At 70.5% G+C, this 20,743-nt stretch carries 18 protein-coding genes and 3 pseudogenes; 15 read left to right on the forward strand and 6 right to left on the reverse strand.

The window, feature by feature from the left end:
• Window positions 1-24 precede the first annotated feature (24 nt).
• Window positions 25-1,229: pseudogene (locus tag GVO57_RS12440) on the forward strand (dihydroorotase).
• Between the two features lie 34 nt (window positions 1,230-1,263).
• On the opposite strand, the gene GVO57_RS12445 reads toward GVO57_RS12440, so the two are convergent.
• From GVO57_RS12445 to GVO57_RS12455, 3 genes are all read right to left on the reverse strand, one after another.
• Entirely contained in the window at window positions 1,264-2,625 is a 1,362-nt protein-coding gene (locus tag GVO57_RS12445) for an SPOR domain-containing protein (RefSeq protein WP_160593456.1), read from the reverse strand.
• 22 nt (window positions 2,626-2,647) lie between these two features.
• On the reverse strand, window positions 2,648-2,890 hold the full coding sequence (locus GVO57_RS15490) for a hypothetical protein (protein WP_327785520.1): 243 nt from the start codon (window positions 2,888-2,890) through the stop codon (window positions 2,648-2,650).
• A 352-nt stretch (window positions 2,891-3,242) separates the two neighbouring features.
• Entirely contained in the window at window positions 3,243-3,962 is a 720-nt protein-coding gene (locus tag GVO57_RS12455) for a ParA family protein (RefSeq protein ID WP_160593458.1), read from the reverse strand.
• A 170-nt stretch (window positions 3,963-4,132) separates the two neighbouring features.
• Between GVO57_RS12455 and GVO57_RS12460 the strand changes: the two genes are divergently transcribed.
• Together GVO57_RS12460 and GVO57_RS12465 are read left to right on the forward strand one after the other, a co-directional pair.
• Window positions 4,133-5,143 (forward strand): SPOR domain-containing protein, encoded by a 1,011-nt coding sequence (locus GVO57_RS12460; protein WP_233281376.1) that lies wholly within the window; start codon window positions 4,133-4,135, stop codon window positions 5,141-5,143.
• Between the two features lie 6 nt (window positions 5,144-5,149).
• Window positions 5,150-6,328 (forward strand): aspartyl/asparaginyl beta-hydroxylase domain-containing protein, encoded by a 1,179-nt coding sequence (locus GVO57_RS12465; RefSeq protein WP_160593461.1) that lies wholly within the window; start codon window positions 5,150-5,152, stop codon window positions 6,326-6,328.
• A gap of 35 nt (window positions 6,329-6,363) precedes the next feature.
• Here the strand turns inward: GVO57_RS12465 and serB are convergent, their stop codons facing one another.
• Window positions 6,364-7,260 carry a phosphoserine phosphatase SerB gene (serB, locus tag GVO57_RS12470; RefSeq protein ID WP_201752745.1) on the reverse strand — a complete coding sequence of 299 codons (897 nt, stop codon included), beginning with the start codon at window positions 7,258-7,260 and terminating at the stop codon, window positions 6,364-6,366.
• Between serB and miaA the strand changes: the two genes are divergently transcribed.
• From miaA to GVO57_RS12495, 6 genes and pseudogenes are all read left to right on the forward strand, one after another.
• Window positions 7,259-8,200, forward strand: coding sequence for a tRNA (adenosine(37)-N6)-dimethylallyltransferase MiaA (gene miaA, locus GVO57_RS12475; protein ID WP_160593463.1), 942 nt, complete (start codon window positions 7,259-7,261; stop codon window positions 8,198-8,200). The two genes, serB and miaA, sit on opposite strands and share 2 nt — an antisense overlap.
• Window positions 8,201-8,239: 39 nt before the next feature.
• A pseudogene (ilvB, locus tag GVO57_RS12480) lies at window positions 8,240-9,463 on the forward strand (biosynthetic-type acetolactate synthase large subunit); the annotation flags it as partial.
• A gap of 14 nt (window positions 9,464-9,477) precedes the next feature.
• The gene (locus GVO57_RS15495; protein ID WP_327785521.1) at window positions 9,478-9,987 is read left to right on the forward strand and encodes a thiamine pyrophosphate-dependent enzyme; all 510 of its coding nucleotides are present in this window, start codon (window positions 9,478-9,480) and stop codon (window positions 9,985-9,987) included.
• Between the two features lie 4 nt (window positions 9,988-9,991).
• Window positions 9,992-10,507: an acetolactate synthase small subunit gene (gene ilvN / locus GVO57_RS12485; RefSeq protein WP_160593465.1), complete on the forward strand. Its 516-nt coding sequence runs from the start codon at window positions 9,992-9,994 to the stop codon at window positions 10,505-10,507.
• A 73-nt stretch (window positions 10,508-10,580) separates the two neighbouring features.
• Window positions 10,581-11,600, forward strand: coding sequence for a ketol-acid reductoisomerase (gene ilvC / locus GVO57_RS12490; protein WP_160593466.1), 1,020 nt, complete (start codon window positions 10,581-10,583; stop codon window positions 11,598-11,600).
• Between the two features lie 103 nt (window positions 11,601-11,703).
• Window positions 11,704-12,357 carry a YceI family protein gene (locus GVO57_RS12495; protein ID WP_160593468.1) on the forward strand — a complete coding sequence of 218 codons (654 nt, stop codon included), beginning with the start codon at window positions 11,704-11,706 and terminating at the stop codon, window positions 12,355-12,357.
• Window positions 12,358-12,613: 256 nt separating this feature from the next.
• Here the strand turns inward: GVO57_RS12495 and GVO57_RS12500 are convergent, their stop codons facing one another.
• Window positions 12,614-12,997: a BLUF domain-containing protein gene (locus GVO57_RS12500; RefSeq protein ID WP_160593470.1), complete on the reverse strand. Its 384-nt coding sequence runs from the start codon at window positions 12,995-12,997 to the stop codon at window positions 12,614-12,616.
• A 223-nt stretch (window positions 12,998-13,220) separates the two neighbouring features.
• Between GVO57_RS12500 and leuA the strand changes: the two are divergent.
• The 6 genes and pseudogenes from leuA to aroB all read left to right on the forward strand — a co-directional run bounded on the left by leuA (window position 13,221) and on the right by aroB (window position 20,360).
• Window positions 13,221-14,911 (forward strand): annotated as a pseudogene (leuA, locus tag GVO57_RS12505) (2-isopropylmalate synthase).
• A gap of 145 nt (window positions 14,912-15,056) precedes the next feature.
• On the forward strand, window positions 15,057-16,274 hold the full coding sequence (locus GVO57_RS12510; RefSeq protein ID WP_327785522.1) for an MFS transporter: 1,218 nt from the start codon (window positions 15,057-15,059) through the stop codon (window positions 16,272-16,274).
• Entirely contained in the window at window positions 16,271-17,191 is a 921-nt protein-coding gene (gene cysK / locus GVO57_RS12515; RefSeq protein ID WP_160593472.1) for a cysteine synthase A, read from the forward strand. Before GVO57_RS12510 ends, cysK begins: the two co-directional genes overlap by 4 nt.
• Before the next feature lie 321 nt (window positions 17,192-17,512).
• On the forward strand, window positions 17,513-18,664 hold the full coding sequence (locus tag GVO57_RS12520) for a cell wall hydrolase (RefSeq protein ID WP_160593474.1): 1,152 nt from the start codon (window positions 17,513-17,515) through the stop codon (window positions 18,662-18,664).
• A 110-nt stretch (window positions 18,665-18,774) separates the two neighbouring features.
• Window positions 18,775-19,281, forward strand: a complete 507-nt coding sequence (locus GVO57_RS12525; protein ID WP_233281578.1) for a shikimate kinase — start codon at window positions 18,775-18,777, stop codon at window positions 19,279-19,281.
• Complete coding sequence (aroB, locus tag GVO57_RS12530; protein ID WP_160593478.1) at window positions 19,278-20,360, forward strand: 3-dehydroquinate synthase; 1,083 nt, start codon at window positions 19,278-19,280, stop codon at window positions 20,358-20,360. Before GVO57_RS12525 ends, aroB begins: the two co-directional genes overlap by 4 nt.
• 15 nt (window positions 20,361-20,375) lie before the next feature.
• On the opposite strand, the gene GVO57_RS12535 is transcribed toward aroB, so the two are convergent.
• Window positions 20,376-20,735, reverse strand: coding sequence for a DUF423 domain-containing protein (locus GVO57_RS12535; RefSeq protein WP_160593480.1), 360 nt, complete (start codon window positions 20,733-20,735; stop codon window positions 20,376-20,378).
• Between the last annotated feature and the right edge of the window lie 8 nt (window positions 20,736-20,743).

Raw genomic sequence — 20,743 nt, forward strand, 5'->3', positions numbered from 1 at the left:
GGGCCGAGCATGACGGGGCTGGGCATGACCGCGATCCTGGGCGCGCGCCTGCCGGACGGCACGGCGGCGGACATTCTGATCGAGAACGGGCGGATCGCGCGCATCGGCGCGGTCAGCCCGCCTGCGGGTGCACGGGTGGTCGAGGCGACGGGTGCGCTGCTTGCCCCCGGCATTGTCGATCTGGGCGTATTCCGCGTCGACGGCCCGGCGTTCCGCTTCGGCGGCATCGTGCGCGCGGCGCTGATGCCCGATCAGGGGCCGCCGCTTGACGATCCCGGCCTGATCCAGCGCGCCGCCTATTCGGGCAAGCCCGATATCTGGGTGCATCCGCTGGCGGCGGCGACGCGCGGCCTTGCGGGGCGGAGCTGGCCGAAATCGGGCTGATGAAGGCGGCGGGCGCGCGCGGCGTGGCGACCGGGCGGCGCTGGATCGCCGACAGCGCAGTGATGGCGCGGGTGATGGCCTATGCCCGCGCGTTCGACCTGCCGGTCATCACCCATGCCGAGGATGGCGGGCTGGCGGCGGGCGCGGTGGCGACGGCGGGCGAGACATCGACCCGGCTGGGCCTGGCTGCGGCACCGGCAATCGCCGAGGCGATGGCGATCGCCCGCGACCTGATGCTGGCCGAGGAAACCGGCGCACGGCTGCACATCCGCCAGGTGACGACGGCGCGCGGGTTCGATCTGGTGCGCGCGGCCAAGGCGCGCGGACTGCCGGTCACCTGCGGGATCACCCCGGCGCATCTGTTCCTGTCGGATCTGGCGACCGCCGATTTCCGCACCTTTGCCCATGTGTCACCGCCGCTGCGCAGCGAGGCCGACCGGCTGGCGGCGCGCGCCGCGGTCGCCGACGGCACGGTCGATGTCATCGCATCGGGCCATGACCCGCGCGGGCCTGAAGACAAGCGGCTGCCCTTTGCCGATTCGGCCCCGGGTGCCGCGGGCGCGGAAACGCTGCTGCCGCTGGCGCTCAATCTGGTGCGCGACGGGCTGATCGACACGGGGCGGCTGTTCGAGTTGCTGGCCGCGCGGCCGGCGGCGATCCTGGGGCTGGACGGCGGCGTGATCGCCGAAGGCGCGCCCGCCGATCTGGCGCTGATCGACCCGGATGCCCCCTGGCAGGTCTCGTCGGAGCGGATGAAGGCCGCAGCCGGCAACACGCCGTTCGACCGGCTGCCCGTGCAGGGCCGCGTGCTGCGCCTGTTCAAGGGCGGGCGCGAACTGGGCTAAAGCATTTTCGAGCCGCGCGGCGTCACCCGGCGGCTCAGCGGGCCGCCAGCCGCACCCCCGGCTTCGCGGCCCAGCGCGGCGTCATGTCGCCGGCCACCGGACGGATGAAGCACTGGCTGCCGCGTGCGCGCAGCTTGAGGCACAGGGCGGCGGCGTCGGCGCGGCTTTCAAACCCCGCGACCGCCAGCCGGTAGACCAGCCCCGCACCATGGCGCGCGGTCGCGATCGCCGGGCTGTGCGTGCCGAGCATCGGCATCCGGCCGATCGCCGCCTGCCAGCCGGTCTCGGCGCGGGCGACGCTTGAATAGGCGCCAAGCTGGACGGCGAAGCGTCCCGACGCGGCCGGCGTATAGGTTGCGCGCTGCAGCCGAGCGATGGGCGACGGGCCGGATGCTGCCGCAACACGCACGGCGGTGCGGATCGCGCTCCCCCGGATCGCGACGGGCTGCACAATCTCGGCAGGCGGCGCGAAGCGGATCGCGGATGCGAGCGCAGCTGGCGCGGCCGGGCGTGGTGCGGCGGCGTCCGGCACAGATGCGGGCGCCGCGGCGATGGCCGGTGCGGGCAGCGGCGCGGCACCATCGTCAAGGCGGCGCGGCGGCGGCGGCGCGGCCTCTGCCTGCCGTGCCGGCTCAGGCGCAGGCGCAGGCGCAGACGACGGCAGCAGCGCCAGCCGCTCGGGCATTCCGGCATCAGGCACCGGGGTGATGCGCAGCACGGCGGCCACGCGCATCGCGGGGCGGGCTTCGGCAGCAAGATCGGACCATGCCAGCAGCCGCCGGGCGACCAGCTGCGGCTTCAGATCGAGCGAAGCGGCCATCCGCGCCTCCGCCCAGCGCCCGGCAAGGGCATAGGCAAGCGCGAGATTCTGGCGGCTTTGCGGCGTCGACCGGCCGGTGCGGACCAGCTCTTCAAGCAGCGCCGCGCCCGTGCCGGGATCGCCAGCCAGGGCGAGCGCCAGGCCGCGATCTGCCGCCGGGATATGGTCTGCATGCGCGGCGACGACCGCGCGCGCGCCCTCTGCATCGCCGGTGCCCAGCCGGGCGAGCGCGAGCTTGAGCGCCGCCCCCGGATGCGCGGGATCGAGCGCGAGCGTGTCGGCAAATGCCGTTTCCGCCGAAGCGAGCCGCCCGGCGGCAAGATAGGCGCGGCCGAGCAGCATCCGCGACCCGGCATTGTCCGGCACCAGCGCGACGGCATGTTCGGCCTGGATCACCGCCATGTCATGATCGCCGCGCGCCAGCGCCCGCGCCGCACGTTCGGCGGCGCGCCCCGCCTCGCGCATCGCCTGCGGGGCGGGCGGCGCGGCGAAATCGGCATAGGCGTTCTGCGCAACGGTCAGGCCCGCCACGACCATCGAGGCGGCGGCCAGATGAAGGGGCAGGCGTCGGCGCATGGCGTCTTTCCTCTGTTGACCCTTAGCTGGCGGCGCGGGCGGGAACATGCCCGGCCAGATCGTCCAGTTCCGGCATGGCGGCGAGAAACTGATCCAGCGCCTCGGTCACGATCTGCTGGGCCGAGCGGTTGCGCACCGCCGAGGCCAGCCGCAGCCGCAGATGACGGTCGCCATCGAGGCGCAGCGTGAAGGCGGCCTTGCGGCCCTGATCGGCGCGTCCCGGTTCGGTGAGGGTCTGGTTTCCAGCGGCCGCCGCCGGGCGCATGGCGGCGCGGCGCGGCGCGCGCCGGGGGACCGGGCGATGGGCACCACGGCCGCCTCGACCGGAGCTTCCACAGACGGCGCTTCGAAAGACGGCGCTTGGGCGGGCGGCGGGGCCGCTTCCGCTTCGACCGGAACCGGCGTCACCGCGCGCGGCGCGGGGTCGAGCGGCTGGACCGGCGCGGGCGGCACGTCATAGCCCATGTCGTTCCAGCCGAGATCGTCGCGCGCCGCCGCGGCCATGCCGAAACCGGCAAATCCCTGCGGGCGCATCGCGGGCTTGGCCTGGCCCTTGCGGGCGAGCAGGCCGGACGACAGCGAGGCGAAGGGCTTGGCTTCCATGGCCCCCTCCCCGCTTACTGGCCGACGACGCGGCGGCCAAAGCCGCCAACGGGACGCGCGCCGACCGCCGCATGCGGCTGAGCGCCCGGCACGCTGAACACCGTGCGGCGGAAATTCTTTTCCAGCCGGTCGGCGACATAGGTCCACAGTTCCTCGACCTCGCGGGCCGATTTGCCCGACGGATCGACCTCCATCACCGTGCGACCATCGATCATCGAGGCGGCGAAATCGGTGCGGTGGTGGATCGTCACCGGGGCGACGGTGCCGTGCTGCGACAGCGCGACTGCCGCTTCGGAGGTGATGCGCGCCTTGGGGGTCGCGGCGTTGACGACGAAGATCAGCGCCTTGCCCGCCCGGTCGCACAGATCGACCGTCGCGCCCACGGCGCGCAGATCGTGCGGGCTGGGACGGGTCGGGATGACGATCAGTTCGGCGACCGCGATCACGCTCTGGATCGCCATGGTGATGGCGGGCGGCGTGTCGATCACCGCCAGCTTGAACCCCTGCTGGCGCAGCACCTCGAGATCGGCGGCGAGCCGGGCCACCGTCGTCTGCGCAAAGGCCGGATATTCGGCCTCACGCTCGTTCCACCAGTCGGCGAGCGAGCCCTGCGGGTCGATATCGATGAGCACGACCGGCCCGGCACCGGCCCGCTGGGCCTGCACGGCGAGATGGCCGGACAGGGTGGTCTTGCCCGATCCTCCCTTTTGCGATGCCATCGCAAGAACGCGCATGATGGTCCTCTCGGGGTGTTGCAGTCAGCCTGAAAAGTCGCATGCGAGGCGCTAAGATAGGGTTAATCCGGGGGGTGTGCGCCCTCGGGCGGCGCGGCGGCAAAAGGGGCGGAAATCCGGCTGGAACGATGCTTGGCCGCGCGTTAGGGATGATCGTTGCGGGGGAAAAAATGGCGCACAACTCACGGTTCCGGCACCGGATATCGGCATTTGACGGGCGGGCATGGCCGATCGCGGCGGCGCTGGCGCTGGCCGGGCCTGCCGGCCTGGCGGCGGCAGCAATAGGGGCTGGGCAGGACGCGCAGCCGGGTGCCGGACCGGCAGGGCTGTCAGCGGTCGACCCCGCCCAGATCATGCTGTGGCGGCGGCTGGCGGCGTCGGGCAATGCCGAGGCGCAATACCGGCTGGGCGATGCGCTGCGCCGCGGCACCGGCGTCGCCGCCGATGCGGCGGAGGCAGAGCGCCAGTTCCGCGCCGCCGCCGCGCAGGGCCATGGCCCGGCAGGCGACGAGCTGGGGCTGCTGCTGTTTGCAACCGGCCGGCATCATGAGGCGATGGACTGGCTGGGCCGCGCGGCGGAGCGCGGCGATCCGCGCGCGCGCTACATCTATGCGACCGCTTTGTTCAACGGCGACTATGTCGCGCGCGACTGGGGCCGCGCCTATGCGCTGATGGCACTCGCCGCGCGCGACGGCCTGCCCGCCGCCCAGACCAGCCTGGCCCAGATGGACCGCTATATCCCCGCCGATCAACGGGCAGCGGCGCTTCGCGGCGCGGGGCTGACGGGGGCACGGCCGGTTCCCAAATCAGCCCCGGCCCCCGCAACGGCCCGGCCGTCGACGGCAACGCCGCGCCCGGCCGCGCCTGCCCGGCCAGCCCCCGCCCAGCCAGCCCCCGCTCCGCCGTCCCCCGCCCCGGTGCCGGGCACGGCTCCGGCGGCGAAGGCGGGCGGGCGCTACATCGTCCAGCTGGGGGCCTATGCGGGGCGCGCGCTGGCCGAGGCGCAGTGGCAGATCTTCACCCGTCGCTTTCCCGAGCTGGCATCGCTCAAACCCGTCATCGGCAGCGCCGGGGCGCTGACCCGGCTGCGCACCGGGCCGTTCGCCGACCGCGCGGCGGCAGAGCGGCTGTGCACGCGGGTGACGGCGGCACGGCTGCCCTGCCTTGTGCTCAGGGACTGACCGGCCATGACCCTCTCCCCCGCCGATACCGACCGGCTGCTGCGCGACGGCGTGGCGGCGATGCAGCGCCATGACGCGCGCGCCGCGCGGCAGGCGTTCGAGACCGTCGCCGCCGCCGTGCCGCCCGGCCAGCCGGGGCCGTGGCTGCTCGTCGCCCAGGCATGCCGGCTCGACCGCGACGATGCGGCCGAGCTGGCGGCGCTCGACCGGCTGCTTGCCGAACAGCCGCGCCATGTGCGCGGGCTGATCATGAAGGGCGAGCTATTCGACCGCCAGGGCGATGGCCGCGCCGCGCAGAGCTTCTACCGGCTGGCGCTGAGCGTCGCCGAAACCGGGCCGGCACCGCCGCCGGGGCTGGCCGCCGATCTGGACCGCGCGCGCCAGGGCGTCGCGCGCGAGGCCGCGCGCTACCGCACCCATCTGGACGAGACGCTGGCGCGTGCCGGGCTGACGCCCGGTCACATGAGCGGCCGGGTACGCCAGGCGCTGGCGCTCGCCAATGGCGAGGCGCGGCTGTTCCTGCAGGAACCGACCAGCTTTTATTTCCCCGGCCTGCCGCAGATCCAGTTCTACGACCCGGCGGATTTCGACTGGGCGGCGGAGATCGAGGCACGGACCGAGGCCATCGCCGCCGAGCTTCATGCGGTGCTCGCCACGCGCGGCGGCTTTGAGCCTTATGTGGCCAACGATCCCAACCGGCCGGCCAAGACCCACCGGCTGGTCGACAATCCCGACTGGGGGGCGTTCCACCTGCTGCGCGCCGGCCCGGTGCCGGGCAATGCGGAGCAATGCCCCGAAACGCTCGCCGCGCTGGCGCTGGCACCCCAGCCGGTGATCGCCGGCCGCTCGCCCATGGCGCTGTTTTCATTGCTCCGGCCCGGCACGCACATTTTTGCCCATAACGGCATGCTCAACACCCGGCTGATCTGCCATCTGCCGCTGATCGTGCCGCCGGGCTGCCGGTTGCGCGTGGGCAATGAAACCCGCGCCTGGGAACGCGGGCAGCTGCTGATCTTCGACGATTCGATCGAACATGAGGCGTGGAACGACAGCGCGGACACGCGCGTGATCCTGCTGTTTGAAATCTGGCGACCGGAAATCTCGGCCGACGAGCGCGCCGCGCTGACCATCCTGTTCGAGGCGATCGACGCCTATCGCGGCGCACCGCTGGACATGGACGGCTAAGGAGACGACTAAGGGGACGGCTGGCGCGCGCGCCCTCAGGCAACCCAGTCGGCGCGCGGGATGCCGAGCGCGTGAAGGATCGCCGTCAGGTCGCCATGCCGGACCCCGGCATCGGCGGCGGCATGGGCAACCGGCTTGGCGCGATAGGCAAAGCCGAGCCCGGCCTGCTGAAGCATCGGAATGTCGTTCGCCCCGTCGCCGACCGCCACCGCCTGTGCGGGCGTGATGCCGAGCGCTGCCGCCTCGGCCAGCAGCCGCTCGCGCTTGGCTTCGGCACCCAGCACCGGCGGCACGACCCGCCCGGTCAGCCGCCCGTCCGCCAGTTCGAGCGTGTTGGCAAAGGCGGCGTGAAAGCCGATCTCGCGCGCCACCCGCGCGGCGAAATGGGTGAAGCCGCCCGACACCAGCACGCAGCGCACACCGCGCGCGGCGAGCGTCGCGACCAAGGCGCGCGCACCCGGCATCAGCCGCACCCGCTCGTCATGGCAGCGGGCGAGCACCGCCTCATCCAGCCCGGCGAGCAGCGCGACCCGCGCCGCCAGCGCGGCGGCGAAATCCAGCTCGCCGCGCATCGCCCGTTCGGTCACCGCCGCGACCTCGGCCTTGACCCCTGCATAATCGGCCAGCTCGTCGATGCATTCAACGGTGATCATCGTCGAATCCATGTCCGCGACGAACAGCCGGGGCAGCGTGCGCGGCCAGGGCTGGACCAGAATGTCGCAGCCAGACAGGCCCTGCCCGTCGGCGCATGCCGCCTCGAGCGCGGCGCGCGCCGCGCCCCGGTCGCCGGCAAACACCAGATCGACCGCGCCGTCGCGCACATGCGTCGCGGTGACCGGCATGGCCGCCGCCGCCAGCACGGCGCGGGCTGTCGCGACTTGATCTTCAGCCGCGTCCGGCGTTGGAAGGAGCGTGACGACGGAAAATGACATGACGGCGATGGTCATTGCAGGCCCGACCGCCAGCGGCAAGAGCGCGCTTGCGCTCGCGCTCGCCCGGCTTGGTCCGGTCACGATCATCAACGCCGATTCCGCCCAGGTCTATGCCGATCTGCGCGTGCTGAGCGCCCGGCCCGACGATGCCGACATGGCCGCCGCGCCGCACCGGCTGTTCGGCCATGTCGACGGCGCGACCGCCTGTTCGGCGGCTGCCTGGGCGGCGGACGCGCGCGCCGAAATCGCCGCCGCGCATGCCGCCGGGCGGCTGCCGGTGCTGGTCGGCGGCACCGGGCTTTATCTGCGCACGCTGATCGACGGCATTGCGCCGGTGCCGGACATCGATCCCGATGTGCGCGCGGCGGTGCGCGCGCTGCCGGTTGCCGATGCCCATGCCGCCCTCGCCCGCGAGGATCCGGCGGCGGCGGCGCGGCTCAACCCCGCCGACACCGCGCGCATCGCCCGCGCGCTCGAGGTGATCCGCGCGACCGGCCGGCCGCTTGCCGCCTGGCAGGCCGAACGGGTGGGCGGCATCGGCCACCGGCTAGCGCTGAGCGCGGCGATCCTGATGCCGCCGCGCGACTGGCTCTATCGGCGCTGCGACACCCGCTTTGCCGCGATGCTGGACGGCGGCGCGCGGGACGAGGTTGCCCGGCTGGTCGCGCGCGGGCTTGATCCCGCACTGCCGGTGATGCGCGCGATCGGCGTGCCGGAAATCGCCGCGCTGCTTGCCGGCACGCTGACGCGCGACGACGCCATCGCGGCGGGCAGCCTTGCCACCCGCCGCTATGCCAAGCGCCAATACACCTGGTTCCGCCACCAGCCGCCGCCGGGCTGGCGGCGGATCGAACAGCCGCTCGATGCTGCTGGGATCGAGGCGGAAGCAATAAAGTTATACGAAACATCGTTGACGCGACCGAATATTGCGGGTAGCTGACCGCTCCCCGCACTGTTCGAGAAGCAAAGGACCGATGACATGACCCGCGAGCGTTCCGGCGCAGACATATTGGTCGAAGCGCTGACCGATCTCGGGGTCGAGGTCGTGTTCGGCTATCCGGGCGGCGCGGTGCTCCCGATTTACGACGCGCTGTTCCGGCAGAAGCGCATCCGCCACATTCTGGTGCGCCACGAACAGGCCGCCACCCATGCCGCCGAGGGCTATGCCCGCGCCACCGGCAAGCCGGGGGTCGTGCTCGTCACCTCCGGCCCCGGGGCGACCAATGCGGTCACCGGCATCACCGATGCGCTGATGGACTCGATCCCGATGGTGGTCATCACCGGCCAGGTGCCCACCAGCCTCATTGGCACCGATGCGTTTCAGGAGGCCGATACCGTCGGCATCACCCGCCACTGCACCAAGCATAATTATCTGGTCAGCCACCCGTCGCGGCTGGGCGCCATCGTGCATGAGGCGTTCCACATCGCGACCTCGGGCCGCCCGGGGCCGGTGGTGATCGACATCCCCAAGGACGTGCAGGTCGCAACCGCCACCTACACCCGCCCCGGCCCCATCCAGCACAAGACCTATCGCCCGCAGGTCAAGGCCGAGCCGACGAAGATCGAGGCGGCGATCGAGATGCTGGCGTCGGCGAAGCGGCCGATCCTCTACACCGGCGGCGGCATCATCAACTCGGGGCCGGGCGCCAGCCAGCTGCTGCGCGAACTGGCGCGCATCACCGGCGCGCCCGTCACCTCGACGCTGATGGGGCTGGGCGCCTATCCGGCCAGCGATCCGCAGTTCCTCGGCATGCTGGGCATGCACGGCACCTATGAAGCCAATATGGCGATGAACCGGGCCGATGTGATGGTCTGCCTCGGCGCGCGCTTCGACGACCGGGTGACCGGCCGGCTTGACGCGTTCAGCCCGCACTCGCTGAAGATCCATGTCGATATCGACCGGTCGTCGATCAACAAGACGGTCAGGGTCGATCTGGGCATCGTCGCCGATGTCGGCCGCGCGCTTGAGGACATGGTCAGAGTGTGGAAGGCGCGGCAGCATCCCCGCCCCGATCTGGCCGCCTGGTGGGCCGAGATCGAGGGCTGGCGCGCGCGCCAGTGCCTGGGCTTTCGCGAGGACGGGCCGGAAATCATGCCGCAGCGCGCGATCCGGGCGCTGTGGGACGCGACGCGCCACAAGGCCCCGATCGTGTCGACCGAGGTTGGCCAGCACCAGATGTGGGCGGCCCAGCATTTCGGGTTCGACGCGCCCAACAAATGGCTGACCTCGGGGGGCTTGGCACGATGGGCTATGGGCTGCCCGCCGCGATCGGCGCGCAGATCGGCCATCCGGGCGCGCTCGTCATCGACATTGCCGGCGAGGCGTCGATCCAGATGAACATCCAGGAACTGGCCACCGCCACCCAATACCGGCTGCCGGTCAAGGTGTTCATCCTCAACAATGAATATATGGGCATGGTGCGCCAGTGGCAGGACCTGACCTATGGCGGCCGCCATGCCGAAAGCTATTCGGATTCGCTGCCCGATTTCGTCAGACTGGCCGAAGCCTATGGCTGGAAGGGCATCCGCATCGAACGGCGCGACGAGCTGGAGGACGGGATTGCCGACATGCTGGCCCATGACGGACCGGTGATGGTCGATTGCCGGGTGGCAAAGCTCGCCAACTGCTTCCCGATGATCCCCTCGGGCGCCGCCCATACCGACATGCTGCTCGACCAGGCCGAAGTGTCCGGCGAGATGGACGACGAAGCCAAGGCCCTGGTGTAAGACGATGCGCCTGAAAGAAGCCGCGCGCGAGCGCCACACCCTGTCCGTGACCGTCGACAATGAGGCAGGCATCCTTGCCCGCATCGCCGGCATGTTTTCCGCCCGGGGCTATAATATCGAAAGCCTGACGGTCGCCGATGTGACCGAGGATGAAAGCATCAGCCGGATCACCATCGTCACCTCCGGCGCGCCGCCGGTGATCGAGCAGATCATCGCCCAGCTCGACCGGCTGGTTCCCGTCCACAAGGTCACCGACCTGACCGAGCTTGGCCCGCATGTCGAACGCGAGCTGGCGCTGGTGAAGGTGGCGGGCCAGGGCGACCAGCGGATCGAGGCGCTGCGCCTGGCCGATGTCTACCGCGCCCGCGTGATCGACGCGACGACCGGCAGCTTCGTGTTCGAAGTCACCGGATCGTCGGAAAAGGTCGACACGTTCATCGGCCTGATGCGCGAGGTCGGGCTGGTCGAAGTGGCGCGCACCGGCGTCGTCGCCATCGCGCGCGGCCGCGAGGCGGTCTAGGATCAACACGCAAACGAGATTGCGGGCCGCGCGGCTGATGCCGGTCCGCGAACATGGAAAGGGGTCAACGGGAATGCGCGTTTATTACGACCGGGATGCGGATATCGGGCTGGTCAAGGGCCGGAAGATCGCCGTCCTCGGCTATGGCAGCCAGGGCCATGCCCATGCCCAGAATCTGCGCGATTCAGGGGTCGCCGAAGTCGCGGTCGCGCTGCGCCCCGGCTCCGCCACCGCCGCCAAGGCCGAGGCGGCGGGCTTCAAGGTGCTCGCCAATGCCGATGCCGCGCGCTGGGCCGATCTGATCATGATCCTCGCCCCCGACGAGCATCAGGCGGCGATCTATGCCGAGGATCTGGCCCCCAATATGAAGCAGGGTGCAGCCCTTGCCTTTGCGCACGGGCTCAACATCCATTTCGGGCTGATCGAGCCGCGCGCCGACCTCGACGTCATCATGATCGCGCCCAAGGGGCCGGGCCATACGGTGCGTTCGGAATATCTGAAGGGCGGCGGCGTGCCGTGCCTGATGGCCGTGCATCAGGATGCCTCAGGCAACGCGCATGACCTTGCCCTTGCCTATGCCTCGGCAATCGGCGGCGGCCGTTCGGGCATCATCGAAACCAACTTCCGCGAAGAATGCGAAACCGATCTGTTCGGCGAGCAGGCGGTGCTGTGCGGGGGCCTGAGCCACCTGATCACCGCCGGGTTCGAAACGCTGGTCGAGGCCGGCTATGCCCCTGAAATGGCCTATTTCGAGTGCCTGCACGAGGTGAAGCTGATCGTCGACCTGATGTATGAAGGCGGCATCGCCAACATGCGCTATTCGATTTCCAACACCGCCGAATATGGCGACATCACCACCGGCCCGCGCATCATCACCGACGAGACGAAGCGCGAGATGAAGCGCGTGCTCGAGGACATTCAGGCCGGGCGCTTCGTCAGCCGGTTCGTCCTCGACAACCGCGCCGGCCAGCCCGAGCTGAAGGCGGCGCGCAAGCGGGCGGCGGCGCATCCGATCGAAAAGGTCGGGGCGGAGCTGCGCGCGATGATGCCGTGGATCGGCGCCAACAAGCTGGTCGACAAAAGCCGCAACTGACGCGGGCGCGGGGCTTGAACCGCGCCGCCGTCCCCCCGACATGCCGGGTCGCCCGCACAGCCATGCGCGGGCGACCCACAAGCCTGATCCGGGAGGACCACCGATGACGCGCCTTGCCCCTGCCGCCGCCATGCTGCTTGCCCTGCCCGTGCTGGGCGGATCCTTCGCGACCGGCCTGACCGCCATCGCCCAGACCGCACCCGCCACCCCCGGCGCGGTCGATCCGTCGCGCGTCGCACCTGGCCGCTACGCCACCGATCCGGCGCACACGCTGATCGGCTATTCGGTCAACCATTTCGGTTTCAACGATTATTTCGGGATTTTCGGCAACGCGACCGGTACGCTCGACATCGATCCGGCGCGCCCTGAACAGGCCAAGGTCGCGATCGACGTGCCGCTGACCGGGCTGGTCAATGCCAGCGCCAAGCTGACCGAGCACATGTTGAGCGCCGATTTCTTCGACGCCGCCCGCCATCCGGGCGCACGGTTCGTCTCGACCCGCATCAGTGTCGATCCCGCCGACCGCACCAGGGCGCGGATCGAGGGCGAACTGACCATCCGCGGCGTCACCCGCCCGGTCACGCTCGCGGCGCGCTTCACCGGCGCGGGCGTCAACCCGATGTCGCGCAAGGCGACGATCGGCTTTCAGGCCGAGGCGACGATCAAACGTTCCGATTTCGGCATGACCTATGCGCTCGGCCCAGTCAGCGACGCGGTGACGCTCGACATCAGCGTCGCGTTCGAAAAGCAGGGCTGAACGGGGGAGCATCGGGCGTTGCCTGTTGCGCGCCTCCCGGCGCGGGGGCGGCACCGGCCCGCTCCCGGTTGTTTGTGCCGCGCCTCGCGGCGCGGGGGCGGCACCGGCCCGCTCCCCCACCCGGCCTCCCATAGCGTAACCTGCCGTGGGGAGGCCGGGTGGGGGAGCGGGCCGGTGCCGTTCTTCCCAATCAACAAACTCCCGGTGCCGTTCTTCCCAATCAACAAACTCCGCGTTCTTCCCGGCAAAAAAACCATCAGATCGCCGCGTAGCTGGTGAACAGCGCGCGCACGGTGGCCGACGCGCTGCCGGTCATCTTCTCGGCCAGCGCCGCCAGGTCGCCGCCCTCGGCGATTTCGCGATAGGCCATGTCCCAGTCGCCGAAATCGCGGCTCTCGATCTCGCGCTCGCCCAGCCGGACCATCGCGAAATGGCGGGGATCGGCGGCGATGCGCTGATAGGTGGCACGCACCGCTTCCGCCTCGCCCTCGATCACCTGCAGAAACCGGCGGCCGTTGAACAGCAGCAGCCCGGTCAGCCCGGCGCGCGGATTGTTGCGGCGCGATGCCGCCAGGATCCGCTCGACCAGATCGGGTTCGACCGGCTGGCGGGCGGTGCTGATATAGCTGAGCTGGATCATCGCTGGTGTTACCGGTCGGAGAGGATGGAACAAGACAGGCCGGACGGGGGCCGTGCCGGGGGTTTGCGCGGCCGCACTTTCCCTTCTATAGCATAGGAATGATCCGCGCCGGCCTTCTGCTGCGACTTACGCGCCCTTAGGCGCGCCCTTCGTCGCGGCATCCGCCGCCCTCGCGCCTAAGGGACAGTTCCCCGCCCCTCCCCGCCCGAGAGCGAGACCGACCATGCTGCGCGACCCGTCCGTCAAATACCGTCCCTTCCCCGCCATCGACCTGCCCGACCGGACATGGCCGGGCCGCACCATCACACAGGCCCCCGCTGGCTGTCGACCGACATGCGCGACGGCAATCAGGCGCTTGCCGACCCGATGGACGCGGAGAAGAAAACCCGCTTTTTCGACCTGCTGGTGCGGATCGGGCTGAAGGAGATCGAGGTCGGCTTCCCCTCGGCCGGGGCGACCGAGTTTGATTTCATCGCCGATCTCGTCCGCTCGGGCCGGGTGCCCGAGGATGTGACCGTGCAGGTGCTCACCCAGTCGCGGCGCGACCTGATCACGCGCAGCTTCGATGCGCTGGAGGGCGCTCATCGCGCCATCGTCCATCTCTACAACGCCGTGTCGCCGGCCTGGCGGCAGATCGTGTTCGGGCTCGACCGGGCGGGGGTGAAGGCGATCGCCGTCGAAGGCGCGTCGATCCTGCGCGACGAAGCCGGCAGGCGCCCCGGCACCGACTGGCGGTTCGAATACAGCCCGGAAACCTTCTCGACCGCCGAACTCGATTTCTCGCTCGAGGTGTGCGAGGCGGTGATCGACATTCTCCGTCCGACGCCCGAGGCGCCGCTGATCCTCAACCTGCCGGCAACGGTCGAGGCGGCAGGCCCCAATGTCTATGCCGATCAGGTCGAATGGTTCTGCCGCCATGTCAGCCGGCGCGACAGCGTCGTCATCAGCGTCCATCCGCACAATGACCGGGGCACCGGCGTTGCCGCCGCCGAACTGGCGCTGATGGCGGGGGCCGACCGGGTCGAGGGCTGCCTGTTCGGCAATGGCGAGCGCACGGGCAATGTCGATCTGGTCACGCTGGCGCTCAACCTGTACACCCAGGGCATTGATCCGGGGCTGGATTTTTCGAACATCGACGAGGTGATCCGCACGGTTGAATATTGCAACCGCCTGCCCGTGCATCCGCGCCATCCCTATGCCGGCGATCTGGTGTTCACCGCCTTTTCGGGCAGCCATCAGGATGCGATCAAAAAGGGGTTCGCGGCCCAGGCGGCGCGCAACGACCAGCTGTGGAACGTGCCCTATCTGCCGATCGACCCGGCCGATCTCGGCCGCTCCTATGAAGCGGTGATCCGCGTCAACTCCCAGTCGGGCAAGGGCGGCGTCGCCTGGGTGCTCGAACAGGACAAGGGGCTGAAACTGCCCAAAAGGATGCAGGCCGAGTTCAGCCGCCATGTCCAGGCGATGGCCGACGCGACCAGCCGCGAGCTTGATGCCGAGGATATCTGGCAGCTGTTCCGCCAGACCTATCTGCTGGACGGCGGCGGGCGGTTCGCGCTGGTCGATTATCAGGAAAGCCCCGAGCGCAGCGGCGGTGACCGGGGGCAGCGCATCTTCGCCGGCCGGCTGGCCGTGGACGGCGCGGAACGGACGGTGAGCGGCCGGGGCAATGGCCTGATCTCCTCGGTGCTCGACGCGCTGCGCGGGGCGTGCGGGGTCGATTTCGACGTCGCCGATTATGTCGAACATGCGATCGGCCATGGTGCCGACGCGCAGGCCGCCGCCTATGTCGAATGCCGGGCGGCGGACGGGACGAGCTGGTTCGGCATCGGCATCGACGCCGATATCGCCACCGCCAGCGTCCGTGCAGTGCTGAGCGCGGCGAACCGCGTGCCCGCCGTCCCCGGCGCATAGCCTGGATTGGGCGGGGCAAAGCCGGCACCGCTTGCGGCCCGGCGCCCCGCCCGCCTAGAGAGACGGCCGTGTCCGATCCCGCCGCCCCCGCTCGCCGCTTGCCATCCGCGATTTCCGGCTGTTCTGGATCGCCCGCTTTTCCGCCGTGCTCGCGACCATGGCGATGGTCGTCGTCATCGGCTGGCAGGTCTATGACGTCGCGCGCACCGATTACGGGATGACCCCGCGCGAGGCCGCGTTCCAGCTCGGCCTGCTCGGCCTTGTCCAGTTCGTGCCGCTGGCGCTGCTGACCCCGGTCGCGGGCTGGGTCGCCGACCGGTATGAGCGCCGGCTGGTCGCCCGGATCGCCAACGGCATCGACCTGTCGATCGCGCTGATGCTGGGCATCGCGACCTCGGCGGACTGGCTCAGCCTGCCGCTGCTGTTCGCGCTGGCCGCGCTGCACGGCGTGGCGCGGGTGTTTGTCGGCCCGTCAATGGCGGCGATTGCGCCCAACATCGTGCCCCCCGCGCTGCTGCCGCGCGCGATCGCGATGAGCTCGATCGCCTGGCAGAGCGCCTCGGTCGGCGGCCCGGCGCTGGGCGGGTTTCTCTATGCCGCCGATCCGGCGCTGCCCTATTGGCTGTGCGCGGCCTGTATGGGGATCGCGATGCTGGCGCTGACGCCGATCCGGCGGGTGGTGCCGCCGCCGATTGCCGGGAGCGCCCATCCGCTGCGCCAGATGGTCGACGGCCTGTCCTATGTGCGCGGGCACCGGTTCCTGCTCGGCGCGATCACGCTTGATCTGTTCGCCGTGCTGCTCGGCGGGGCGACAGCCTTGCTGCCCGTCTATGCGCGCGACATCCTGCATGTCGGCCCCGAAGGGCTGGGCCAGCTGCGCGCCGCCCCGGCGCTGGGCGCGGCGACGGTCGCCCTGTGGTTCGCGGTCAAACCGCTCCACGCCAATGTCGGGATCAAGATGCTGCTCGCCGTTGCCGGCTTTGGCGGGGCGACCATCGTCTTTGGCCTGTCGCAATCCATGCCCCTGTCGCTCGCCGCGCTGGTCGCGCTTGGCGGGTTCGACATGCTGTCGGTCTATGTCCGCTCCTCGCTTGTCCAGCTGCACACCCCCGATGCGATGCGCGGGCGCGTGTCGGCGGTATCGGGGCTGGCGATTTCGGCGTCGAACGAGCTGGGCGAGCTGCAATCGGGCTTTGCCGCCGCCCTGCTCGGCGCGGTCGGCGCGGTGGTGTTCGGCGGCGTCGGCGCGGTGGCGGTCGCTGCGATCTGGTATTATCTGTTCCCCGAGATCAAGGGCGCGCGGAGCTTCGCACCGCCCGAACCCCGGCGCGACGACGCGCCCAGCCAGGAGATGCCCGCATGAAGGCCCAGTCGATCCTCGAGACCGTCGGCAACACCCCGCATATCCGCATGCAGCGGCTGTTTGCCGGGGCGGAGGTGTGGATCAAGTCGGAACGCACCAATCCGGGCGGGTCGATCAAGGACCGGATCGCGCTGGCGATGATCGAGGATGCCGAACGCTCGGGCGCGCTCAAGCCCGGCGGCACCATCGTCGAGCCGACATCGGGCAATACCGGCATCGGCCTTGCCATGGTGGCGGCGGTCAAGGGCTATAAGCTGGTGCTGGTGATGCCCGAAAGCATGTCGCTTGAACGGCGGCGGCTGATGCTTGCCTATGGCGCGACCTTCGACCTGACGCCGCGCGAAAAGGGCATGAAGGGCGCGATCGAGCGCGCGATCGAGCTGGTCGAGCGCACGCCCGGCGCGTGGATGCCGCAGCAGTTCGAAAATCCAGCCAATATCGACGTGCATGTGCGCACGACCTCGGCCGAAATCCTTGCCGATTTCGCCGACCAGCCGGTCGATGTGCTGATCACCGGCGTCGGCACGGGCGGGCACATCACCGGCTGCGCGGAGGAGCTGAAGCGCCATTGGCCGGCGCTCAAGGTCTATGCGGTCGAACCGACGCTGTCGCCAGTGATTTCGGGCGGCCAGCCGGCCCCGCACCCGATCCAGGGCATCGGCGCGGGCTTCATCCCCGCCAATCTCCACACCCAGGCGATTGACGGCGTGATCCAGGTCGATCCCGCCGACGCCAAGGAGATGGCGCGGCGCGCGGCGCGCGAGGAAGGGATGCTGGTCGGCATCAGCTCAGGCGCGACGCTGGCGGCCATCGCCCAGAAACTGCCCGAACTCGCGCCGGGCGCGCGCGTTCTGGGTTTCAACTATGACACCGGCGAGCGCTATCTGTCCGTGCCCGATTTCCTGCCCGAGGCGTAAGCGAGGGGTTCGGGGTTCCGGTTATTTGTGGTGCGCCTCACGGCGCACGGGCGGCACCGGCCCGCTCGGAGTTTTCTGTGCTGCGCCTGACGGCGCAGGGGCGGCACCGGCCCGCTCCCCCACCCGGCCTCCCATATGATACTGCCGTTGGGAGGCCGGGTGGGGAGCGGGCCGGTGCCGTTCTTCCCAGCTCACGACTCCCGGTGCCGTTCTTCCCGGCCAACGACACCCGGTGCCGTGCTTCCCAACCAGCGAACACCCCGGTCCTGACAGACAGGCCCGGCCATGCTATGGGCGCGCTCCCCTGGGTGTGAGGGTGGCATGAAGATCGCGCATCATCTGCCGGGCCGGCATGATCTGCTGGCTGCGGCGACCGTGTTGCTGGCGCTGGGCGCCGCGACGCTGGCAAGCCAGCAGGCCGGTGGGTCGCCGGCGCACGTCCGCGCCCCTGTCGCGCAGGCCGCGGCCCGGATGCCGGCCATGCCGCCCGCGCCGCCCGTCGAACCGCTCGCCTATCGCGAACTCAGCCGCGCCGACGCGGTGGCCGCCAATGCGCGCGTGCCCTTTTCAACCGCGCCCAACCCGGCGGCGCGCCCCTTCCGGCTGAAGGCCGAGCCGGACATGCTGGCACGGTCGATCGACTGTCTGGCGGCGGCGGCCTATTACGAGGCCTCGGCCGAGGGCGATGACGCCATGCGCGCCGTCGCGCAGGTGGTGATCAACCGGCTGCGCCATCCGGCCTTTCCCAAGACGGTGTGCGGCGTCGTGTTCCAGGGTTCCGAACGCACGACCGGCTGCCAGTTCACCTTCACCTGCGACGGCGCGCTCGCCCGCCGTCCTGCGCCTGCAATCTGGGCGCGGGCGCGCGAGATCGCGGCGGCGGCACTTGATGGCCGCGTCCACCGGCCGGTCGGCCATGCGACCCATTACCACACCAACTGGGTGGTCCCCTATTGGAGCGCCTCGCTCGACAAGGTGACGGCGGTCGGCACACATCTGTTCTTCCGCTGGAGCGGCTGGTGGGGCACGCCGGGCGCGTTTCGCGGCGGCCATGCCGGGGGCGAGCCGGTCATCCCGCTGATCGCCGCCATTTCGCCCGCCCATCAGGGCATGAGCGATGCCGCGCTGGCCGAAGCCGCCGGCCCGCCGCTCGAGCTGAACCGGCGCGGGGCGCGCACGCTCGACATCGTGTCGCCGGGCGGCGATGCCTTTGTCGTCATCCTCGACCGGGGCGTGTCCCCGGCCAGCCTGCCGGCACTTGCCCTGTCGGCCTGCGGCCAGCGCGATTTCTGCAAATTCATGGCGTGGACCGATGCCAGCAAGGCCCCGCGCGCCTTTCCGGTCGAAGGCGCGGCGCAACAGGCGCTGTCCTTTTCCTATCTGCGCAACCGATCGAGCGGCTTTGAAAAAATGCTGTGGAACTGCCGCGAGTTCGCGCGCAGCGACCCCGGCCAGTGCATGAAGACCAGCTGACCGCTTGGCAGCGGGCGGCCGGGGGTTAGCGACTGTCTGTGGCCGCCGATCCTGCCCCGCCTGCCCCTGCCCGCCCCGCCCGTGGTCAATCCGCGCCTGGCGGCGCACGCATCGACCGGCCGATCGTGCTTGTCGGGCTGATGGGCGTCGGCAAATCGACGGTCGGGCGGCGGCTGGCGCAGCGGCTGGGCCTGCCGTTCGTCGATGCCGATGACGAGATTGTCGCCGCCGCCGGCATGCCGATCACCGAAATCTTCGAACGCTATGGCGAGCCTTATTTCCGCGACGGCGAACGCCGGGTGATCGCCCGGCTGATCGACGGCACGCCCAAGGTGATCGCCACCGGCGGCGGCGCGTTCATGAATGCGGCCACCCGCGCGCTGATCCTCGACAAGGCGATTGCCATCTGGCTCGACGCCGATGTCGACACGCTGGTCGCACGGGTGAAGCGGCGCGAGACGCGGCCACTGCTCAAGGGCCGCGATCCGCGCGCGGTGCTGACCGCGCTGGCCGCCGAACGCAACCCGGTCTATGCGCTCGCCCCGATCCGCATCCGCAGCAACGCATCGCCGCACCAGCAGACGGTGCGGGCGATCCTGAAGGCCCTGAACGCATGATCCGCATCCCCGTCGCACTTGGCGACCGCAGCTATGACGTCGCGATCGCGGCGGGCGGGCTGGCGCGCGCCGGTGAACTGCTCGCCCCCTATCTGCGCGGACGGACCATCGTCGTCACCGACAGCGACGTCGCCGCCACCCAGCTGCCACGGCTGGCCTGCCCGAATATCGAGCCGATCATCCTGCCCGCCGGCGAAGCGACCAAAAGCTGGGCGCAGCTCGCCGCGCTGTGCGACCGGCTGCTGGCGCTGGAGGTCGAACGGGGCGAACATATCGTCGCCCTGGGCGGCGGCGTGATCGGCGATCTGGCCGGCTTTGCCGCCGCGATCGTCAAGCGCGGCATGGGCTTTGTGCAGATCCCGACCACGCTGCTCGCCCAGGTCGACAGCTCGGTCGGCGGCAAGACGGCGATCAACACGGGTGCCGGCAAGAATCTGGTCGGCGCGTTTCACCAGCCGGCCTTTGTGCTCATCGATCCGCTGGCGCTCGACACATTGCCGGCGCGCCAGCTGGCGGCAGGCTATGCCGAGGTCGTCAAATATGGGCTGATCGACGATCCGGCGTTTTTCGGCTGGTGCGAGGCGCATGGCGCGGCGCTGATGGCCGGCGACGCGGACGCGCGCATCCATGCGATTGCAACCAGCGTCAGCGCCAAGGCGCGGATCGTCGCCGAAGACGAGCGCGAGACGAGCGGCCGGCGCGCGCTCCTCAATCTGGGGCACACATTCGGCCATGCGCTGGAGGCCGAAACCGGCTTTTCCGACCGGCTGCTGCACGGCGAGGCGGTGGCGGCGGGCATGGCGCTTGCCTTCGCCTTTTCGGCATCGACCGGCCGCTGCCCGGGCGCAGACGCGGCCCGCGTCGCCGCGCATCTGCGCGCCTGCGGCCTGCCGTTCGACCTTGCCTCGGCCGGGATCGACGCGGCGGGGGCGACGCTCGCCGCGCATATGGCGCATGACAAGAAAAAGGCCGGCGGGCGCGTGCCCTTCATCCTCGCGCGCGGGGTGGGCGCGGCCTATGTCGACAGCGATGTGACGCTGGCCGACATCGCGGCATTTCTGGACGCCGGGCGCGGCTGATCCCGCCGCACAGCTTCAGCGCACCCGCCAGGCGACCAGGATCCAGCCGAGGATCATCATCCCGCCGCCAATCGGCGTCACTGCCCCCAGCCAGCGCGGCGCGCCCAGCGCCATGGCATAGAGCGTGCCGGCAAACACCGTCGCGCCGATGAACAGCGCCCACACCGGCACCCCGCGCGCACCCGCCGTGCGGGCAAGCAGGATGACGGCCAGCGCATGGGCCAGCTGATAGGCCGATCCGGTGCGCAGCCATTCGGCGGCCTTGCCCGCCGCGCCATGCGCGCCGAACGCCCCGGCGGCGATGGCAACCGCCGCCGACAGCGCAGCCAGCCGCACCGCCAGCCCCCCGGATCCCGTCGCACCGCGCCCTGCCATTCAGCCTC

It is taken from the genome of Sphingomonas changnyeongensis (assembly GCF_009913435.1).
GTDB lineage: Bacteria > Pseudomonadota > Alphaproteobacteria > Sphingomonadales > Sphingomonadaceae > Sphingomonas_B > Sphingomonas_B changnyeongensis.

Bases quoted from the DNA above. Each gene is read 5' to 3' on its own strand.
- GVO57_RS12495 (WP_160593468.1), top strand. From the start codon at position 11,704: ATGACGCGCCTTGCCCCTGCCGCCGCCATGCTGCTTGCCCTGCCCGTG.
- GVO57_RS12520 (WP_160593474.1), top strand. From the start codon at position 17,513: ATGAAGATCGCGCATCATCTGCCGGGCCGGCATGATCTGCTGGCTGCG.
- GVO57_RS12500 (WP_160593470.1), bottom strand. From the start codon at position 12,997: ATGATCCAGCTCAGCTATATCAGCACCGCCCGCCAGCCGGTCGAACCC.
- GVO57_RS12465 (WP_160593461.1), top strand. From the start codon at position 5,150: ATGACCCTCTCCCCCGCCGATACCGACCGGCTGCTGCGCGACGGCGTG.
- GVO57_RS12535 (WP_160593480.1), bottom strand. From the start codon at position 20,735: ATGGCAGGGCGCGGTGCGACGGGATCCGGGGGGCTGGCGGTGCGGCTG.
- cysK (WP_160593472.1), top strand. From the start codon at position 16,271: ATGAAGGCCCAGTCGATCCTCGAGACCGTCGGCAACACCCCGCATATC.
- GVO57_RS15490 (WP_327785520.1), bottom strand. From the start codon at position 2,890: ATGCGCCCGGCGGCGGCCGCTGGAAACCAGACCCTCACCGAACCGGGA.
- miaA (WP_160593463.1), top strand. From the start codon at position 7,259: ATGACGGCGATGGTCATTGCAGGCCCGACCGCCAGCGGCAAGAGCGCG.
- GVO57_RS15495 (WP_327785521.1), top strand. From the start codon at position 9,478: ATGGCTGACCTCGGGGGGCTTGGCACGATGGGCTATGGGCTGCCCGCC.
- GVO57_RS12445 (WP_160593456.1), bottom strand. From the start codon at position 2,625: ATGCGCCGACGCCTGCCCCTTCATCTGGCCGCCGCCTCGATGGTCGTG.
- aroB (WP_160593478.1), top strand. From the start codon at position 19,278: ATGATCCGCATCCCCGTCGCACTTGGCGACCGCAGCTATGACGTCGCG.
- serB (WP_201752745.1), bottom strand. From the start codon at position 7,260: ATGTCATTTTCCGTCGTCACGCTCCTTCCAACGCCGGACGCGGCTGAA.
- ilvN (WP_160593465.1), top strand. From the start codon at position 9,992: ATGCGCCTGAAAGAAGCCGCGCGCGAGCGCCACACCCTGTCCGTGACC.
- GVO57_RS12455 (WP_160593458.1), bottom strand. From the start codon at position 3,962: ATGCGCGTTCTTGCGATGGCATCGCAAAAGGGAGGATCGGGCAAGACC.
- ilvC (WP_160593466.1), top strand. From the start codon at position 10,581: ATGCGCGTTTATTACGACCGGGATGCGGATATCGGGCTGGTCAAGGGC.
- GVO57_RS12460 (WP_233281376.1), top strand. From the start codon at position 4,133: ATGGCGCACAACTCACGGTTCCGGCACCGGATATCGGCATTTGACGGG.